Annotated in this window: 14 protein-coding genes; 8 read left to right on the plus strand and 6 right to left on the minus strand. The window is 71.2% G+C overall.

Features of this window, described 5'->3' with window-relative positions; translation table 11 throughout:
* The first annotated feature begins 121 nt into the window (after nt 1-121).
* The 6 genes from ABEB03_RS02645 to ABEB03_RS02670 all read left to right on the plus strand — a co-directional run bounded on the left by ABEB03_RS02645 (nt 122) and on the right by ABEB03_RS02670 (nt 8894).
* Nucleotides 122-862, plus strand: a complete 741-nt coding sequence (locus ABEB03_RS02645; protein WP_345640461.1) for a response regulator transcription factor — start codon at nt 122-124, stop codon at nt 860-862.
* A complete protein-coding gene (locus ABEB03_RS02650) occupies nt 859-2505 on the plus strand; it encodes a HAMP domain-containing sensor histidine kinase (RefSeq protein ID WP_345640463.1) in 1647 nt (548 codons plus the stop codon). Before ABEB03_RS02645 ends, ABEB03_RS02650 begins: the two co-directional genes overlap by 4 nt.
* A gap of 14 nt (nt 2506-2519) precedes the next feature.
* The gene (locus ABEB03_RS02655) at nt 2520-4025 is read left to right on the plus strand and encodes a bifunctional glycosyltransferase family 2/GtrA family protein (RefSeq protein ID WP_345640467.1); all 1506 of its coding nucleotides are present in this window, start codon (nt 2520-2522) and stop codon (nt 4023-4025) included.
* Entirely contained in the window at nt 4022-6331 is a 2310-nt protein-coding gene (locus tag ABEB03_RS02660; RefSeq protein WP_345640470.1) for a glycosyltransferase family 39 protein, read from the plus strand. Before ABEB03_RS02655 ends, ABEB03_RS02660 begins: the two co-directional genes overlap by 4 nt.
* Before the next feature lie 147 nt (nt 6332-6478).
* Nucleotides 6479-7966 carry an MFS transporter gene (locus ABEB03_RS02665; RefSeq protein WP_345640473.1) on the plus strand — a complete coding sequence of 496 codons (1488 nt, stop codon included), beginning with the start codon at nt 6479-6481 and terminating at the stop codon, nt 7964-7966.
* Nucleotides 7967-8120: 154 nt separating this feature from the next.
* On the plus strand, nt 8121-8894 hold the full coding sequence (locus ABEB03_RS02670; RefSeq protein WP_345640476.1) for a TetR/AcrR family transcriptional regulator: 774 nt from the start codon (nt 8121-8123) through the stop codon (nt 8892-8894).
* Nucleotides 8895-9226: 332 nt separating this feature from the next.
* On the opposite strand, the gene ABEB03_RS02675 is transcribed toward ABEB03_RS02670, so the two are convergent.
* Nucleotides 9227-9694, minus strand: a complete 468-nt coding sequence (locus ABEB03_RS02675) for a PPOX class F420-dependent oxidoreductase (protein ID WP_345640479.1) — start codon at nt 9692-9694, stop codon at nt 9227-9229.
* A gap of 155 nt (nt 9695-9849) precedes the next feature.
* Between ABEB03_RS02675 and ABEB03_RS02680 the strand changes: the two genes are divergently transcribed.
* The gene (locus tag ABEB03_RS02680; protein ID WP_345640481.1) at nt 9850-10572 is read left to right on the plus strand and encodes a GAF and ANTAR domain-containing protein; all 723 of its coding nucleotides are present in this window, start codon (nt 9850-9852) and stop codon (nt 10570-10572) included.
* 15 nt (nt 10573-10587) lie between these two features.
* Here ABEB03_RS02680 and ABEB03_RS02685 read toward each other — a convergent pair whose 3' ends face one another.
* The 3 genes from ABEB03_RS02685 to ABEB03_RS02695 all read right to left on the minus strand — a co-directional run bounded on the left by ABEB03_RS02685 (nt 10588) and on the right by ABEB03_RS02695 (nt 14563).
* Nucleotides 10588-11409: a YceI family protein gene (locus tag ABEB03_RS02685; RefSeq protein ID WP_345640484.1), complete on the minus strand. Its 822-nt coding sequence runs from the start codon at nt 11407-11409 to the stop codon at nt 10588-10590.
* A gap of 91 nt (nt 11410-11500) precedes the next feature.
* The gene (locus ABEB03_RS02690) at nt 11501-13972 is read right to left on the minus strand and encodes an MFS transporter (RefSeq protein ID WP_459115347.1); all 2472 of its coding nucleotides are present in this window, start codon (nt 13970-13972) and stop codon (nt 11501-11503) included.
* 93 nt (nt 13973-14065) lie between these two features.
* Nucleotides 14066-14563, minus strand: coding sequence for a MarR family winged helix-turn-helix transcriptional regulator (locus tag ABEB03_RS02695; RefSeq protein ID WP_028804494.1), 498 nt, complete (start codon nt 14561-14563; stop codon nt 14066-14068).
* 291 nt (nt 14564-14854) lie between these two features.
* Here ABEB03_RS02695 and ABEB03_RS02700 point away from each other — a divergent pair, with 291 nt between their 5' ends.
* Nucleotides 14855-15052 carry a hypothetical protein gene (locus ABEB03_RS02700; protein WP_028804495.1) on the plus strand — a complete coding sequence of 66 codons (198 nt, stop codon included), beginning with the start codon at nt 14855-14857 and terminating at the stop codon, nt 15050-15052.
* Between the two features lie 117 nt (nt 15053-15169).
* Here the strand turns inward: ABEB03_RS02700 and ABEB03_RS02705 are convergent, their stop codons facing one another.
* Nucleotides 15170-15943, minus strand: a complete 774-nt coding sequence (locus ABEB03_RS02705) for a hypothetical protein (RefSeq protein ID WP_345640494.1) — start codon at nt 15941-15943, stop codon at nt 15170-15172.
* Nucleotides 15944-15993: 50 nt separating this feature from the next.
* Entirely contained in the window at nt 15994-16890 is an 897-nt protein-coding gene (locus ABEB03_RS02710; RefSeq protein ID WP_028804497.1) for an RNA polymerase sigma factor SigF, read from the minus strand.
* Between the last annotated feature and the right edge of the window lie 12 nt (nt 16891-16902).

Below are 16902 nucleotides of genomic sequence, written 5' to 3' on the forward strand. Positions count from 1 at the left end.
GCACCGCCCGGAGCAGCCGATGATCTTCCCAGGAGTTCCCTGAGAGGCTCCTGTGGGTTTCTCAGACAAATCACAGGTTCCCGAAAGGATGCTCTCAGCGGCGCCCAGCAAGGTGTCCGTCATGACCACGACCTCGCCCCAGGGGCGCACCGAACTGCTGCGGCCGGACGGGAGCCCCGTCCGCGTGCTTGTGGTGGACGACGAGTTGTCGATCACCGAGCTGCTGTCCATGGCCCTGCGCTACGAAGGCTGGCAGATCCGCAGCGCGGGCGACGGACAGGGCGCGGTGCAGACCGCGCGCGAGTTCCGGCCCGACGCCGTCGTCCTCGACATGATGCTGCCCGACATGGACGGACTGGCCGTCCTGGGCCGGCTGCGCCGTGAACTGCCGGACGTGCCGGTGCTGTTCCTCACCGCGAAGGACGCCGTCGAGGACCGCATCGCGGGCCTGACCGCCGGCGGGGACGACTACGTCACCAAGCCGTTCAGCCTCGAAGAGGTCGTGGCGCGGCTGCGCGGACTGATCCGCCGTTCCGGCGCGGCCGACCGCCGCTCCGACTCCGTGCTCGTGGTCGGCGACCTCACCCTGGACGAGGACAGCCACGAGGTGTCGCGTGCGGGCGCGAACATCCACCTCACCGCGACCGAGTTCGAACTGCTCCGCTTCCTGATGCGCAATCCGCGCCGGGTGCTCAGCAAGGCGCAGATCCTCGACCGCGTGTGGTCCTACGACTTCGGCGGCCAGGCCAACGTGGTCGAGCTCTACATCTCCTATCTGCGGCGCAAGATAGACGCGGGCCGTGAGCCGATGATCCACACCCGGCGCGGTGCCGGTTATCTGATCAAGCCCGCCGCGTCATGAGCGGACGACGACGGCCGCGTACGCAGAAGAGGCGAGGACAGCCGCGCACCCTGCGGACGCGGCTCGTCGTCGCGTCCGTGACGCTGATCGCCGTCGTGTGCGCGGTGATCGGCACCGTCACCACGATCGCGCTGCGCTCGCATCTGTACGACCAGCTGGGTGACAAGCTGCACGATACCGCCATGCGCGCGGCGGGCGGCCGCCTGCCGGACAAGATGGGCAGCGGCCCCGGCACCCCCATCGGGGACACCGGCGCCGTCGACGACAGCACCACGCCGAGCGGCAAGGTCCGGAACTTCGTCACCAATGTCCCGACCCAGCCGAGGACCATCGCCGCGTACGTGGCGGACGGCGAGATCACCAGCGCGGCAGTGGCCGAGCAGAAGACCGACACCAACGGCATCTTCAAGAAGATGAACGCCGCCGAGCTCTCCACGGTGCAGAAGACGGCGCTCGCCACCGTGCCCAAGGACGGTAAGGGGCACTCCGTGGATCTCCCGGGTCTCGGGAGCTACTTCGTCGAGTACGCCACGAGCCGGGACGGCGGCGACTCGTACTACGTCGGCCTGCCGACCGAGGACACCGACGACAACGTCAACACCCTGATCCTCGTCGAGATCAGCGTGACCGCCGCCGGCCTGGTGGCCGCCGCCATCGCCGGCTACGTCCTGGTCGGCTTCGCCACCCGCCCCCTGCGCAAGGTCGCCGCCACCGCCACCCGCGTCTCCGAACTCCCCCTGCACAGCGGCGAGGTGAACCTCAGCGAACGTGTCCCGGAGTCCGAGACCGACCCGCACACCGAGGTCGGTCAGGTCGGTGCCGCGCTCAACCGGATGCTCGACCATGTGCACGGCGCCCTGCACGCCCGCCAGCAGAGCGAGACGCGGGTACGGCAGTTCGTCGCGGACGCCAGCCATGAGTTGCGCACCCCCCTCGCCTCCATCCGGGGCTACGCCGAACTGACCCGGCGCGGCCGGGAGCAGGTCGGGCCCGACACACGGCACGCGCTCGGCCGGATCGAATCCGAGGCGGGCCGGATGACGCTGCTCGTCGAGGACCTCCTGCTGCTCGCCCGCCTGGACGCGGGCCGCCCGCTCCAGTTCGAGCACACCGACCTCGTCCCGCTCGTGGTGGACACCATCAGCGACTCGCGCGCGGCCGGCATGGACCACAACTGGCGACTCGACCTGCCCGACGAACCGGCACTGGTGGCCGCGGACGCGGCCCGCATCCAGCAGGTGCTGGTCAACCTGCTGGGCAACGCCCGCAAGCACACCCCGCCGGGCACGACGGTCACGGCCCGCGTCCAGCGGCGCGGACCGTGGATGTGCATCGACGTCGAGGACAACGGCCAGGGCATCTCGTCCGAACTGCTGCCGCACGTCTTCGAACGGTTCGCGCGCGGGGACTCCGCGCGGTCCCGGGCCACCGGATCCACCGGTCTGGGGCTCGCCATCGTGCAGGCGGTCGCGACCGCGCACGGCGGTGCCGTGACCGTCGACAGCGCGCCCGGCAGGACCGTGTTCACGCTGCATCTGCCCGCGCTCGGACCCGCCGTGCCGCGGCCCGCCCCCGAAGCGGCGTGGTCATCGCACTCACAGGCACAGCACAGCACCACCACATGGGCGCGACAGGGCGCTTGACGAGAGTCGTTCGCATGCGAACCGACCCTTCTCCCGGCAATCTGCCGGCGCGGGAGCACCTCCCGGCCACAGACGCCGGTACGCCTGTCCTGGACGTAGTGATCCCCGTCTACAACGAGGAGAAGGACCTCCAGCCATGTGTGCTCAGACTGCACGAGCACCTGGAGCGCACGTTCCCGTACGCGTTCCGCATCACGGTGGCGGACAACGCGTCCACGGACAGCACCCCCCGGGTGGCCGAGCGGCTGGCGGCCGAGATCCCCGAGGTCCGGTCCTTCCGCCTGGAGCAGAAGGGCCGCGGCCGGGCGCTGCGGGCCGTGTGGTCGGCGTCGGACGCGCCGGTCCTCGCCTACATGGACGTGGACCTGTCCACCGACCTCAACGCCCTGCTGCCGCTGGTCGCGCCGCTGATCTCCGGCCACTCGGACCTGGCGATCGGCTCCCGGCTGTCGCGGAGCTCCCGGGTGGTGCGCGGCGCCAAGCGGGAGTTCATCAGCCGCTCGTACAACCTGATCCTGCGCGGTTCGCTGCAGGCCCGCTTCTCGGACGCGCAGTGCGGCTTCAAGGCGATCCGCCGTGATGTCGCGCAGGCGCTGCTGCCGCTGGTCGAGGACACCGGCTGGTTCTTCGACACGGAGATGCTGGTGCTCGCCGAGCGGGCCGGGCTGCGCATCCACGAGGTGCCCGTCGACTGGGTCGACGACCCGGACTCGACCGTGCACATCGTGAAGACCGCGACGGACGACCTCAAGGGGGTGTGGCGGGTGGGACGCGCCCTCGCCACCGGTTCGCTGCCGCTCGACCGGCTCGCCCGGCCCTTCGGGGACGACCCGCGCGACCGGGACCTCACCGATGTGCCGGGCGGCCTGGCCCGCCAGCTCGTCGGGTTCTGCGTCGTCGGTGGCCTGTCCACCCTGTTCTACCTGCTGCTCTACAGCGCCTTCCGCTCCTTCTCCGGGGCACAGATCGCCAACGCGCTGGCCCTGCTCGTCTCCGCGGTCGCCAACACGGCCGCCAACCGGCGGCTGACCTTCGGGGTGCGCGGCCGGGGCGGCGCCGTCCGTCACCAGGCGCAGGGCATGGTCGTCTTCGGCATCGGTCTCGTCCTCACCAGCGGCTCCCTCGCCGCGCTGAAGGCGGCGAGCAGCGACCCCTCGCACTCCACCGAGCTGGCCGTACTGATCGCCGCCAACCTCGCGGCGACCGTGCTGCGGTTCCTGCTCTTCCGGGCCTGGGTCTTCCCGGACCGGCGCGACGAGCGGACGTCGCACGTCGTGGCCTCGCACCGTCCGGCCTCGCACGGCCCGGTCGTCCCGTACGGCCCGGTGTCGCAGGTACCGGACCCGCGCGGCCACGCCCCGTTCGACCAAACCCCGTTCGACCAAACCTCGTACGACCAAACCCCGTACGAAACGACCCAGTTCCGCGCCGGTGAGGCCGCGGACCGCACCTGGGGGGACTCGACCATGCAGTTGCAGGCGGTGCGCCCGCACGATCACGACCCGAGGAACGCACGATGACCACTCAGCCCGACACGACCCGTCCACAGGGTGTGAGTCCCTCGTGGGAGCCGCCCACGGCGACGGCCCCGCAGCAGCCGGGCCTGCCCGCCGGCGCTCCGCCTCCCGCTCCCGGCCCGGGCTTCGACTCCGGCTCCGGCTCGGGTGAGCCTCGGCAGCCGTTCCACCGTCGCCTCTGGCGCGGCCGGCCCGAGGACCCGCGCTGGGTGCGACCTGCCCTCCTCGGCCTGCTGGTCGCCACCGCGCTCCTCTACCTGTACAACCTGAGCGCCTCCGGATACGCCAACTCGTTCTACTCCGCGGCCGTGCAGGCCGGCAGCCAGAGCTGGAAGGCCTTCTTCTTCGGCTCGCTCGACTCCGCCAACGCCATCACCGTCGACAAGCCCCCGGCCTCGCTGTGGCCGATGGCCCTGTCGGTCCGGATCTTCGGCCTCAGCTCCTGGGCGATCCTCGTGCCCGAGGTCCTCATGGGCGTGGCCACGGTCGGCGTCCTCTACGCGGCCGTGCGCCGTCGTTTCAGCCCCGCCGCCGGTCTGATCGCGGGCGCGGTGCTCGCGCTCACTCCCGTCGCCGCGCTGATGTTCCGGTTCAACAACCCGGACGCGATGCTCGCGCTGCTCATGACCGTCACCGTCCACTGCGTCATCCGCGGTCTTGAGGACGGCCGGACCAGGTGGCTGGTGTGGGCGGGTGCCGCGGTCGGCCTCGCCTTCCTCGTCAAGACGCTCCAGGCCTTCCTGATCCTGCCGCCGCTGGCGCTGGTGTACGCGGTCTGCGCACCCGTCTCCCTGAAGAAGCGGTTCGGGCAGCTCGGTCTGTCCGCGCTCGCCATGGTCGTCTCCGCCGGCTGGTGGGTCGCGATCGTGGAGCTGTGGCCCGCGTCCTCGCGCCCGTACATCGGCGGCTCGCAGAACAACTCCTTCCTGGAGCTGACCTTCGGCTACAACGGCCTCGGCCGCATCAACGGCGACGAGACCGGCAGCGTCGGCGGTGGCGGCGGTGGCGGCGGGACCGGTCAGTGGGGCGAGACCGGCTGGGACCGGATGTTCAACTCCGAGATCGGCGGCCAGATCTCCTGGCTGCTGCCCGCCGCGCTGATCCTGCTGGTCGCCGGGCTCGTGCTCACCCGCTCCCGGTTCCGCCCGGGCGAGGGGACCGCCGTCCGCGCCGGACGTACCGACCTGGCCCGCGGGTCGTTCCTCGCGTGGGGCGGCGCGCTGCTGATGACCGCGGTCGTCTTCAGCTACATGGCCGGCATCTTCCACCAGTACTACACGGTGGCCCTCGCCCCCTACATCGCCGCCGTCGTCGGCATGGGCGCGACGGTCCTGTGGGAGGAACGGTCCAGGATCTGGGCCTCGCTCAGCCTGGCCGGCGCGGTCACCGCGACCGCCGCCTGGGGGTACGTCCTCCTGAACCGCACGCCCGACTACCTGCCCTGGCTCAAGTGGCTGGTCCTGGTCGGCGGACTGGCCGGTGCGCTCGGCCTGATCTTCGTCACCCGGATCGGACGCCCGCTCGCCCTCGCGGCGGTGGGGCTGAGCGTGGTGGCCTCGGTCGCGGGTCCGACCGCGTACACGCTCTCCACGGTGGACACCGGGCACACCGGTTCCATCGTGACGGCCGGTCCCGCCGGCGCGAGCATGATGGGTGGTCCCGGTGGCGGCCGTGGCGGCGGTAGCATGCGCGGCGGCTTCGGCGGCGGCATGCCGGGCCAGAACCAGCAGAACGGGAACGGCAACACCCAGCAGGGCGGCGGTACGGGACAGCCTCCGGCCGGCGGCTTCCCCGGCGGAGGCATGCCGGGCCAGAACGGGAACGGCAACACCCGGAACGGCAACGGCACAGGCGGTCAGGGGCAGAACCAGCAGGGCGGTCCCGGCGCGGGCGGCATGGTCCAGGGCGAGGGCCCGATGGGCGCGGGCGGCGGTGCCGGCGGGCTGCTGAACGGGGCGAACGTCAGCTCCGCGGCCAAGAAGCTGCTGGAGAAGAATGCGGACGACTACACCTGGGCCGCCGCGGCGATCGGCTCCCAGAACTCCGCGAGCTACCAGCTCGCGACCGGTAAGCCCGTGATGGCCATCGGCGGCTTCAACGGCACCGATCCGTCTCCGACCCTGGCCCAGTTCAAGAAGTACGTGGCGGCAGGGAAGATCCACTACTTCATCTCCGGCGGTGGCATGGGCGGCGGAATGGGCGGTGGCTCCGGCTCCTCGTCCCAGATCAGCTCCTGGGTCACGGCCACCTTCAAGAAGGTGACGGTGGGGTCCGCGACGTTCTACGACCTGACCCAGCGGAACGGCTGATCGTCGGCCGATTGCGGGGGTCGGGCGGTGGCCCGGGGCGGTTCTGCTCCGGGCCACCGGTCTGTGTGGGGGGCTTTGCGGTGGGGCGGAGCGGTGGGGCGGAAAACCAGCTGTACGCTGTATGAGTCTTGTTCTACGGTGTAAAGCATGTCAACCGTGCCGGCTCCCCAGGGCCACCCCCAGCGATGGCTGATCCTCGGCGTCATCTGCCTCGCGCAGCTCACCGTGCTGCTCGACAACACCGTCCTGAACGTGGCCATCCCCTCCCTCACCCGGGAGCTCGACGCGGCGACCTCCGACATCCAGTGGATGATCAACGCGTACTCGCTGGTGCAGTCCGGGCTGCTGCTCACCGCCGGCAGCGCGGCCGACCGATACGGCCGCAAGAAGATGCTGATCGCGGGCCTCGCGCTGTTCGGCCTGGGGTCGCTCGTCGCCGGACTCGCCGACTCCACATCGCAGTTGATCGCCGCGCGGGCGGGCATGGGGGTGGGCGGCGCGCTGCTGCTCACCACCACCCTCGCCGTCGCGATGCAGATCTTCACGCCCGACGAGCAGCCCAAGGCGATCGGCATCTGGAGCGCGGTGAACGCCCTCGGATTCGCCGCGGGGCCGCTGCTCGGCGGCTTCATGCTCAATCACTTCTGGTGGGGGGCGATCTTCCTGATCAACCTCCCGGTGGCCGCGCTCGGTCTCGCCGCCGTGGTCGCCCTCGTGCCGGAGTCCAAGGCCCCACGCGGTGACCGCCCCGACCTGCTCGGCGCGCTGCTGTCCACCATCGGCATGACCGCACTCGTCTACGCGATCATCTCCGGGCCCGAGCACGGCTGGACCTCGGGGCGGGTGCTGCTGACCGCGGCGGTCGCGCTCCTGGTGCTCGGCGGCTTCGGCTACTGGGAGTCCCGGATTCCGCACCCCATGCTCGACCTGCACTTCTTCCGGGACCGGCGCTTCACCGGCGCCGTCGCGGGCGCCGTGCTCATCACCTTCGGCATGGGCGGTGCGCTGTTCCTGCTCACGCAGCATCTCCAGTTCGTCCTCGGGTACGGGCCGTTGGAGGCCGGACTGCGGACGGCTCCGCTCGCGCTGTCCGTGGTCGCGCTGAACTTCACCGGGCTCTCGGCGAAGTGGACGGCGCGGCTCGGCACGCCCCTGTCCATCGCGCTCGGCATGGTGCTGATGTCGGGCGGACTCGTGTCCATCGCGACGCTCGCCGGGCACGGCTACGGCGGCACGCTGCTCGGGCTGCTGCTCATCGGCGCGGGCTGTGCGGTGGCCAACCCCGCCATGGCGCACGCGATCATGAGCGCGATCCCGCGGGAGAAGGCGGGCGTCGGCGCCGGGATCAACGGCACGCTCGCCGAGTTCGGCAACGGGCTGGGGGTGGCGGTGCTCGGCGCGATCCTCAACTCGCGGTTCGCGGCGCTGATTCCGGTCGCGGCCACGTCGCTGCCGGCCGCGCTCGCCTCGGCGGGCTCGGGGGACGAGCGGGAGCGGATCACGGACGCGTTCTCGTCGGGTCTGGAGACCAGCCAGTTGGTCGGTGCGGTCGCGGTGCTTCTCGGCGGACTGCTCGCGGCCGCGTTGCTGCGGCGGGCGGAGAGGGCAGACTCCGCGGTGGCGGTCTCCGCGTAGCGTCTTCGCGTGGCGCTCCTCGCGAGGTGCTCTTCGCGTCGCGCTGCGCGGTCTCCATAGCGGTTGCGCCGAAACGCGCGCTTAGCATCATGTGGGAGGGCGGACCGGGGAATTCCGGACCGTCCCGCGGTACGAGCTCCGAGGAAGGTGCGCCATGGTGAGGGCAGCCGACCGGGCCAAGCGTCCGGCGCGGACCAGTGTCTGGCTGGAGGGCAAGGCGTCCCGGGGCGGGTCGGCCCGTGGTGGCGGCCAGCCGTCGGGGCTCGACCGGGAGCGGATCACCGGGGCCACGGTGCGGCTGCTGGACGCGGAGGGGCTGGCGAAGTTCTCCATGCGGCGGCTGGCGGCGGAGCTGAACGTCACCGCGATGTCCGTGTACTGGTACGTCGACACCAAGGACGACCTGCTCGAACTCGCCCTCGACGCCGTCTTCGGCGAACTGGGGCTGCCTGACCCGGAGTCGGGCGAGGACTGGCGGGAGCAGCTGCGGGCGCTCGCGGTCGGGTACCGGGCGCTGCTGGTACGTCATCCGTGGGTGTCGCCGCTCATCGGCAACTTCCTGAACATCGGGCCGTGCTCGATGTCCTTCTCGCTCTGTGTGCAGCAGGTGGTCCGCAACACCGGGCTGCCGCCGCACGGGCAGATGGGGGCGCTTTCGGCCGTCTTCCAGTTCGTCTACGGCTTCGGCACGATCGAGGGGCACTTCGTGCAGCGCTGCGCCTCGGCGGGGATGTCGCAGGACGAGTACTTCCGGCAGGCCATGAGCACGATCAGCGAGCAGCCGCAGTTCGCCGCCAACCTCGCCAGCGCCGCAGATCTCATGGAGGCGCGAGGCGGTGACACGGTCGAGGAGATGCGCGAGCGGGACTTCACGTTCGCGCTGGAGATGCTGGTCGCCGGGATCGAGACGATGGTCGCCCGGGGCTGACCGGGTCGTTTCGCTGTGTGTCCGGTGGGTGGGTCGGGTCCGTGCCGGTGATCCGCCCGTTGCAGCCCTTGTGCGGGGCGGTACTGGTAGGACCCCGGTGGGTGCGTGGCGCCGTCCGCAACGGGCATTTGATTCACCGGCACGGCCCCTTCGGTGGGATGGCGGCTGCGGGTGCGTTCATCGGGGGTTCCCGCACACCTCTGGGGCCGGGGGGCACTGTTCAGCCCGTCCGGCGTTTGAGGACGAGGCCGTTCAGGCCGAACGGGGGTCCGGGGGCGGAGCCCCCGGGGGTTCGGGTCGGGTAGGGGCGGAGGGGGCGAGGGAACCCGGGGTCAGTCCTGGGACAGGTGCGCGGGGAAACCGCCCGTCGCCACCGGCCCCCACCGCGTGGGGGTGACGCGAATGATCGACTTGCCCTGCTTCCGCATCGCCGCCCGGTACTCGTCCCAGTCCGGATGCTCCCCCGCGATGTTGCGGTAGTACTCGACGAGCGGCTCGACGGAGTCGGGGGAGTCGATCACCTCGGCCGTACCGTCGACCTGGACCCAGGGACCGTTCCAGTCGTCGCTCAGAATGATCAGGCTGACACGCTCGTCGCGCTTGGCGTTGCGGGTCTTGGCCCGCTCCGGGTAGGTCGACACGACGATACGGCCCGAGTCGTCGACACCACAGGTCAGAGGCGAGCCCTGCGGGCCTCCGTCGGCACGGCGGGTGAGCAGGACGGCGCGGTGCCGAGGACGCACGAAGTCCAGCAACTCGTCCCGGGAGACAGCGGTGTTCGTCGCGATGTTGGGAGCCATGCGGACAGCCTACGGCGCGGGCGCGGACGGCGGCCGTGGCAGCCTCCCGGCGGGTCGCGCCCAGCCGCGTGGGAACGGCTAAAGTGCTGCTCGTCCTGTGCTCGCAGTCAGGAATGTGCTGCGGAGCTCTCCTGCGCACGGCCGTTCGGCCGTGCATGCCGAAGAGGTTCGTGGTGACTGCGTCCGAGTTTTCTGAATTGTCCCGTTTTACGGCGGGTGTTGAGCTGGCCGAAGCCCTGACGGCGGCCGCTCAGCGACTGCACGAGACGCCGAGCCCCCACGGCACCCTGCGCACCGCGGCCCGGCTCGCCGTGCACCTGCTGCCCGGCGCCGAGCACGCCGGGATCTCGGTCATCGAGCGCGACTCGCGCCGGACCCTGGTGTGGACCGACGAGGTCGTGCGTCTGGCGGACTCCCTGAACACGGGCCGGGAGGACCACCCGTACTGGAGCCGGCTGTGGACCGCGCCCGTCGCCAGCATCGAGGACAGCGCTTCAGGGGACGGCGAGCTCGGGCTCTCCGGTCTCGGGCTGCGCTCGGTGCTGTCGCTGCGGCTGCGCGCCGACCGGCGCCGGATCACCGTACTGACGGCGTACGCGCGCAAGCCGCGGGCCTTCGACGACTCGGCCACCCGGATCGGCCGGCTGTTCACCGCGCACGTCAGCATCGCCCTGGAGTCGGCGACGGTGCGCGAACAGCTCACCGAGGCCATGCGCACCCGAGACCTGATCGGGCAGGCCACGGGCATCCTCATGGAGCGCCTCGACACCGACGCGGCGGAGGCCTTCGACAGCCTGGTGCGGATATCCCAGCGGGAGAACGTCAAGCTGCGCGAACTGGCCCGGCGGATCGTCGACGCGGGCCGGGGCGACGCGTGAGCCGGGCCCGGCGGCTCAGGCGGCCGGCAGCGACTCGCCCTGGACCGCCTGGATGTCCAGCTCCACCTTGAGCGTCGTACCGATCGCCGAGATGCCCGCCTGGACCACCTGGTTGTAGTTCATGGCGAAGTCCTCGCGGTGGAGTTCGGTGGTGGCCCGGAAGGCGGCGCGCGTGCCGCCCCAGGGGTCGGCGCCGGTTCCGAGGTAGGCGAGGTCGAGATCGACCGGGCGGACGACGCCGTGCATGGTGAGCTCGCCGTGCACCGTCCAGCGGTCGGAGCCGGCGGGGCTCACCCCCACCGACCGGTAGGTGATCACCGGGTACTGCTCGACGTCGAGGAAGTCCGGCGACCTGAGGTGCCCGTCGCGCATGCCGTTGCCGGTGTCGATCGAGGCGGCGGAGATCGTCGCCTCGACCCGCGACTTGGCCACGTGGTCGGGCGCGATCTCGATCGTGCCGGAGAAGTCGGTGAAGCGGCCGTGGACGCTGGAGATCCCGAGGTGCTGGGCCACCGCGCCGATGGAGGAGTGGGCCGGGTCGATGGTCCAGGGGCCGGGCGGCGGGAGTTCGGTGCCGCCCTGCCGGGCGAGGGTGACCTGACCGATCTCGGCGCGGCCGCTCGCCGTGACGATGGCGCTGGACGCGGCGGGCGCGTATCCGACCGCGGTGACGATCACCGTGTAGGCACCGGGGGCCAGGGCGGTGGTGTCCTGAACGGCTCCGTCCGCGTCGGCCTCGGCCCGCACCACCTGGCAGCCCGTCGTGTCGGTCACCGTGACGACCGCGTGCGACACGGCCCATCCGTCCCGCGTACGGATCTTCGCGGTCAGTCCCATGGTCAAACTCCTTGCGATGCAGCAATGAGACCGGCCCGTGGGGGCGCACCTCCGCTCAGAGTGCGCGCGTCCCCACGGGCCGGGGTTCGAACTACTCGCCGGGGTGGGCGAGTTCGATGGTGTGGTCGTCGACGCCGGAGCCGTTGACGGTCAGCGCCGTGGCCACCGGCGGGTAGCCCGTGGCGATGACGGTGTACTCGCCGCCGTCCAGGTCGGTGAAGGCGTACGCGCCGTCCGCACCGGTCCTGGCCGTGCCGACCACGTTGCCCGCCGCGTCCACCAGGGTCACGCGGGCGTCCGCGAGGGGACCGAACGGCGCCCGTACGACGCCCTGGACCTGGGCGCCCGCGCTGAGCTCGACCTCGACCCGGGTGACCCCGGTGCCGCCGACCTCGACGGGCAGGGCCTGCGGACGGTGGCCCGCCGCGTTCACCGCGATGGTCACCGGACCCGGGACCAGCTCGGCGAAGGTGAACTCGCCCTGCCGGCCGGTGGTGCCGGTGGCCAGCACGTCACCGCGCACGTCGGTCACGATGACCATGGCGTCCTTGACCGGGGTGCCGCTGTCGGCGGCCCGCACGACACCGCTCAGCCCGCTCGTGCCGCTCAGCAGGATGTCGTAGGCGACCGGCTCGTCGTTCACGACGATCGTCGAGGCCTGCGGCTGGAAGCCGTCGGCGGACGCGATCAGGACGTAGGAGCCGACACCGGGGGCGTCGAGCGCGTAGGAGCCGTCGAGCTGTGCGACCGAGCGGCCCAGCTGACGTCCCGCGAGCGAGATCAGCGTGACGGCGGCCTGCGGGACGGGGGAGCTCTCCGCGCCGCGGACGTAGCCGCGGACCGGGATGCCGCCGGACGCGGACAGCGGGGCGGACCCCTGTGTCGCGGTGGCGACGGCGGCGAGCCGCTGGGTGCCCTCGGGGGCGGTCTCCGCATCCGACCCGGCGACGGCCGCCGCCCAGCTCGGAATCTTCTCGGCGGGGACCTCCACGGCGGGTGCCGCAGCGGAGGCGGGGGCCTCGGCGGCCGGGGCGCCGGTCTGCTCGGCCGCGGCCTGGGCGAGGGCGCCCGAGGTCCGCAGCGGGACCTCCTTGATGAACAGCACGATCAGGAAGGCGATCAGCGCCATGCCCGCGGCGATCATGAAGACGTCCGCGATGCCGTGGCCGTACGCGCTCTCCATCACGGTGCGCAGCGGCCGGGGCAGCTTGTCCATGTCCGGGATGCTCGCGTCGGAGCCGGAGCCGGCCAGGGAGGCGTACTTCGGGCCGAGGTCGGTCAGGCCGTCCTTGACGTAGTCGGTGATCCGGTGGGCCATGATCGCGCCGAGCGCGGACACACCGATCGCACCGCCGAGGGAACGGAAGAACGTCACCGTGGAGCTGGCCGCGCCGAGGTCGGCCGGCGTCACCTGGTTCTGCGTGGACAGCACCAGGTTCTGCATCATCATGCCGATGCCGAGGCCCAGCAGCGCCATGAAGATCGCGATGTGCCAGTAGGTCGTGTCGTAGCGGATGGTGCCGAGCAGGCCGAGGCCCGCCGTGACCAGGAGGCCGCCGGAGACCAGCCAGACCTTCCACTTGCCGGTCTTGGTGATGATCTGGCCGGAGACCGTGGAGGAGACGAACAGGCCGCCGATCATCGGGATGGTCATGACGCCCGACATCGTCGGGGACTTGTCACGGGCCAGCTGGAAGTACTGGCTGAAGAAGACCGTGCCGGTGAACATCGCGACACCCACGAAGAGGGACGCGAGGGACGACAGGGTGATGGTGCGGTTGCGGAACAGCCGCAGCGGGATGATCGGCTCGCTGGCCTTCGACTCGACCAGGATGAACAGCAGGCCGAGGACGACCGCGCCGCCGACCATCGCGTAGGTCTGCCACGAGATCCAGTCGTACTTGTCACCGGCGAAGGTGACCCAGACCAGCAGCAGCGAGACCGCGGCGGAGACCAAGAACGCGCCGCCCCAGTCGACCTTGACCTCGCGCTTCACGACGGGCAGGTGCAGGGTCTTCTGGAGCACGATCAGCGCGATGACCGCGAAAGGCACACCGACGTAGAAGCACCAGCGCCAGCCGAGCCAGCTGGTGTCGGTGATGACACCGCCCAGCAGCGGGCCGCCGACGGTTGCGACGGCGAACGTGGCGCCGAGGTAGCCGGAGTAGCGGCCGCGCTCACGCGGGGAGATCATCGCGGCCATCACGATCTGCGCGAGGGCGGACAGACCGCCGACGCCGATGCCCTGGACGACACGGCAGGCGATGAGCATGCCGGCGTTCTGGGAGAGACCGGCCGCGGCCGAGCCCAGCACATAGATGATCAGTGCTATCTGGACGAGCGCCTTCTTGCTGTACAGGTCGGCGAGCTTGCCCCACAGGGGTGTCGCCGCGGTCATGGACAGCAGGGCGGCCGTGACGACCCAGGTGTAGGCGGACTGGCCGCCGCCCAGGTCACCGATGATCTCGGGGAGCGCGTTGGAGACGATCGTCGACGACAGGATCGCGACGAACATGCCGAGCAGCAGCCCGGAGAGCGCCTCCATGATCTGCCGGTGCGTCATCGGAGCGCCGTCCGCGGCGCCTCCGTGCTTGGCGTGAGAGCCCCGCACACCGGTTGGTGTGGTCGTTGCCATGGGCTTCCTTTTCTTACGTACTTACGCGGGTGTACGGGTGGTCAGTTCTGTTGCGTCTGTCGCATGCGGGTGCGGAGGCCGCGGGGTGGCCCGGCAGTCGCCGAAGCTCTCGCGCAGCCGGCCCATGAGCTCGATGAGCAGTCCGACCTCGTGGTCGGACCAGTCGCTCAGCCGGTCGGCGAGGAGTCGCGACGTGCGCAGGGACAGCTCGTCGAGCTGCTCCTGGCCCGCGACGGTGAGGCGCAGGATGCGTGAGCGCTTGTCGGCCGGGTCGGGGAACCGTTCGATCCAGCCCCGGTCGGCGACGTGCGCGACATGGCGGCTGGTCACCGACATGTCCACGGAGAGCAGCTCCGCGAGCCGGCTCATCCGCATCTCGCCGTAACGCCCGAGCAGGGTGAGCACGGCGGCGGACCCCCCTGGGCAGTCGGGCGGCAGGATGCGGCCCATGTCCCTCTTCACGGCACCGATGGCGCTGAGCTGACGAGCCAATTCCTCGTACTGCTCCTGCTCGGCCATCGCACCTCCCGTATTCGTTGCTTAGGGCAACCATAAGAAGGTTGGTTGCCGCAGGCAAACTAAATCGGGGTCGCCGGGATAAAAACTTGGCAAAGGCAAGTATTGGCGAACGTAAACCCGCAGGTGGGGCCGAGTGCCTTCCTTTGGTCCCGCGGTGAGCGCCACCGGCAGTCCGTCGGGCGGCCCCGGCGGACAGGGGTGCGCGGCAGCAGGGCCGGGAAGCGCGTCACGTGCGATGAAGGGGAACCCGGCACTTGGGCAGGCCCCGCGTATTCGCTAGGGTCCTGGCTCATGGCTAACACCCAGGGCCCCGAGGGCAACTACGACCCCGCGGGCAGCACCCAGATGTTCCGCGCCTTCGTCGACGAGGCCCCCCAGGGCCGGCAGCAGCAGGCGGCCGCTCCGGCGGGTCCCCGCGTCGGTCTGATCGTCGGCGTCGTCCTCGCCGTGGTGGTCGTGGCCGCCGTGGCCTGGCTCGCGCTCAAGTAGTCCGGCCGGCAACCGTCCCGGGCCGGACGGACGGCCCGGGGAGGGCCGCGCAACGGCCCGGGCGCGCCGTCGCGGCCCTGACGGCAGGGCCTGGCGTACGGCCGGGCCCGCCGCGGCCTACTTCCAGTGGACGGACACGTCCTGCGTCTCGATGTGCATGCCCAGGGGCACGCGCCAGGCGTCGACGCACACCGTCCACGTCTTGTCCTTCTTCGCGCCGGCGGCGATCGGCGCGGGGAGGTCCTCGGACGACTCGATCGTCGCCCAGTCGATCCCGAGTGCCCCGATGATGTGCGTACCGAAGGTCACCGTGCCCGAACGCACCGCCGTCCCACCGGTGTTGTGGAAGGAGACGGTCACCTTCTCGCACCATCGCCGAGCGGTGCCCTCGCGCCTGGGATCGCCCACGGCCAGTGCCGCGGGCCCGGCGGGCGCCGTGGACGATCCGGGCGGGGGCGTGGCGGGCGACGACGGGCCGTGGCTCGAAGTCCCGCCCGAACCCGTGCCCGTACGGCCGGGTCCGCCGGTCCCGGACGACGGGGTCGATGTGCTCCCGGAGTGACCGGAGTCGGCGGCGGGGTCCGGAGACGCGTCGGACGAGCCCGAGCCCGGGGCCGATGCCGTGGCGTCCGTTCCGGACTTCGCACTCCGCTCGCCGCCGGGCGTCCCGGAATCCTCGGCCGCGCCGTCCAGCGGCATCAGCGACACGTCTCCCGTGGGGGCCACGACGGCCCCGGACGCACCGGGCGTCCCCCCGGCCGCCCCTACGGCGACATATCCGTCACCGTCCCCGCCGCTCGCGCAGGCGGCCAGCACGGCACCCAGGCAGACCACGGTCGCCGAGGCGGCCACAAGGGCACCACGGCGACCGCGTATCGACTCTCGACGCATCGCGCCAGTGTGGCTGACGATCCGTCAATTATGAACCCTCGGTCGGGCCCTCAGTCCGAGATGAGGCCTTCGCGCAGCTGCGCCAGGGTCCTGGTCAGCAGTCGCGAGACGTGCATCTGCGAGATGCCGACCTCCTCGCCGATCTGCGACTGGGTCATGTTGGCGAAGAAGCGCAGCATGATGATCCGGCGCTCGCGGGGCGGCAGCTTGGCCAGCAGCGGCTTGAGCGACTCGCGGTACTCCACGCCCTCCAGGGCCGTGTCCTCGTAGCCGAGGCGGTCCGCGAGGGAGCCCTCGCCGCCGTCGTCCTCGGGGGCCGGCGAGTCGAGGGAGGAGGCGGTGTACGCGTTGCCCACGGCGAGGCCGTCGACCACGTCCTCCTCGGACACGCCCAGCACGGAGGCGAGTTCGGTGACGGTCGGGGAACGGTCGAGCTTCTGCGAGAGCTCGTCGCTGGCCTTGGTGAGGGCCAGGCGCAGCTCCTGGAGGCGGCGCGGGACGCGGACCGACCACGACGTGTCGCGGAAGAACCGCTTGATCTCGCCGACCACCGTGGGCATCGCGAACGTCGGGAACTCCACGCCGCGTTCGCAGTCGAAGCGGTCGATCGCCTTGATCAGTCCGATGGTGCCGACCTGGACGATGTCCTCCATCGGCTCGTTGCGGGAGCGGAAGCGGGCTGCCGCGTACCGCACGAGCGGGAGGTTGAGCTCGATGAGGGTGTCGCGGACGTAGGCGCGCTCGGGGCTGTTCTCGTCGAGCGCGGTCAGCCGCAGGAACAGGGAGCGGGACAGGGTGCGGGTGTCGATGGCTTCCGGGGCCGGGAGGGCCGTGACGGCTTCCGGGGCCTCGGCGGCAGGGACGTCGTGAAGCGCGTCGTGCGCCTCGGGCGCTGCCTCGCTCTTCGTGAGCGTGAGCACCTTCGAGCTGCCCTGGTCTGCGGACATGCCACCCCCTTT

The organism is Streptomyces siamensis (assembly GCF_039543605.1).
Classification (GTDB): domain Bacteria; phylum Actinomycetota; class Actinomycetes; order Streptomycetales; family Streptomycetaceae; genus Streptomyces; species Streptomyces siamensis.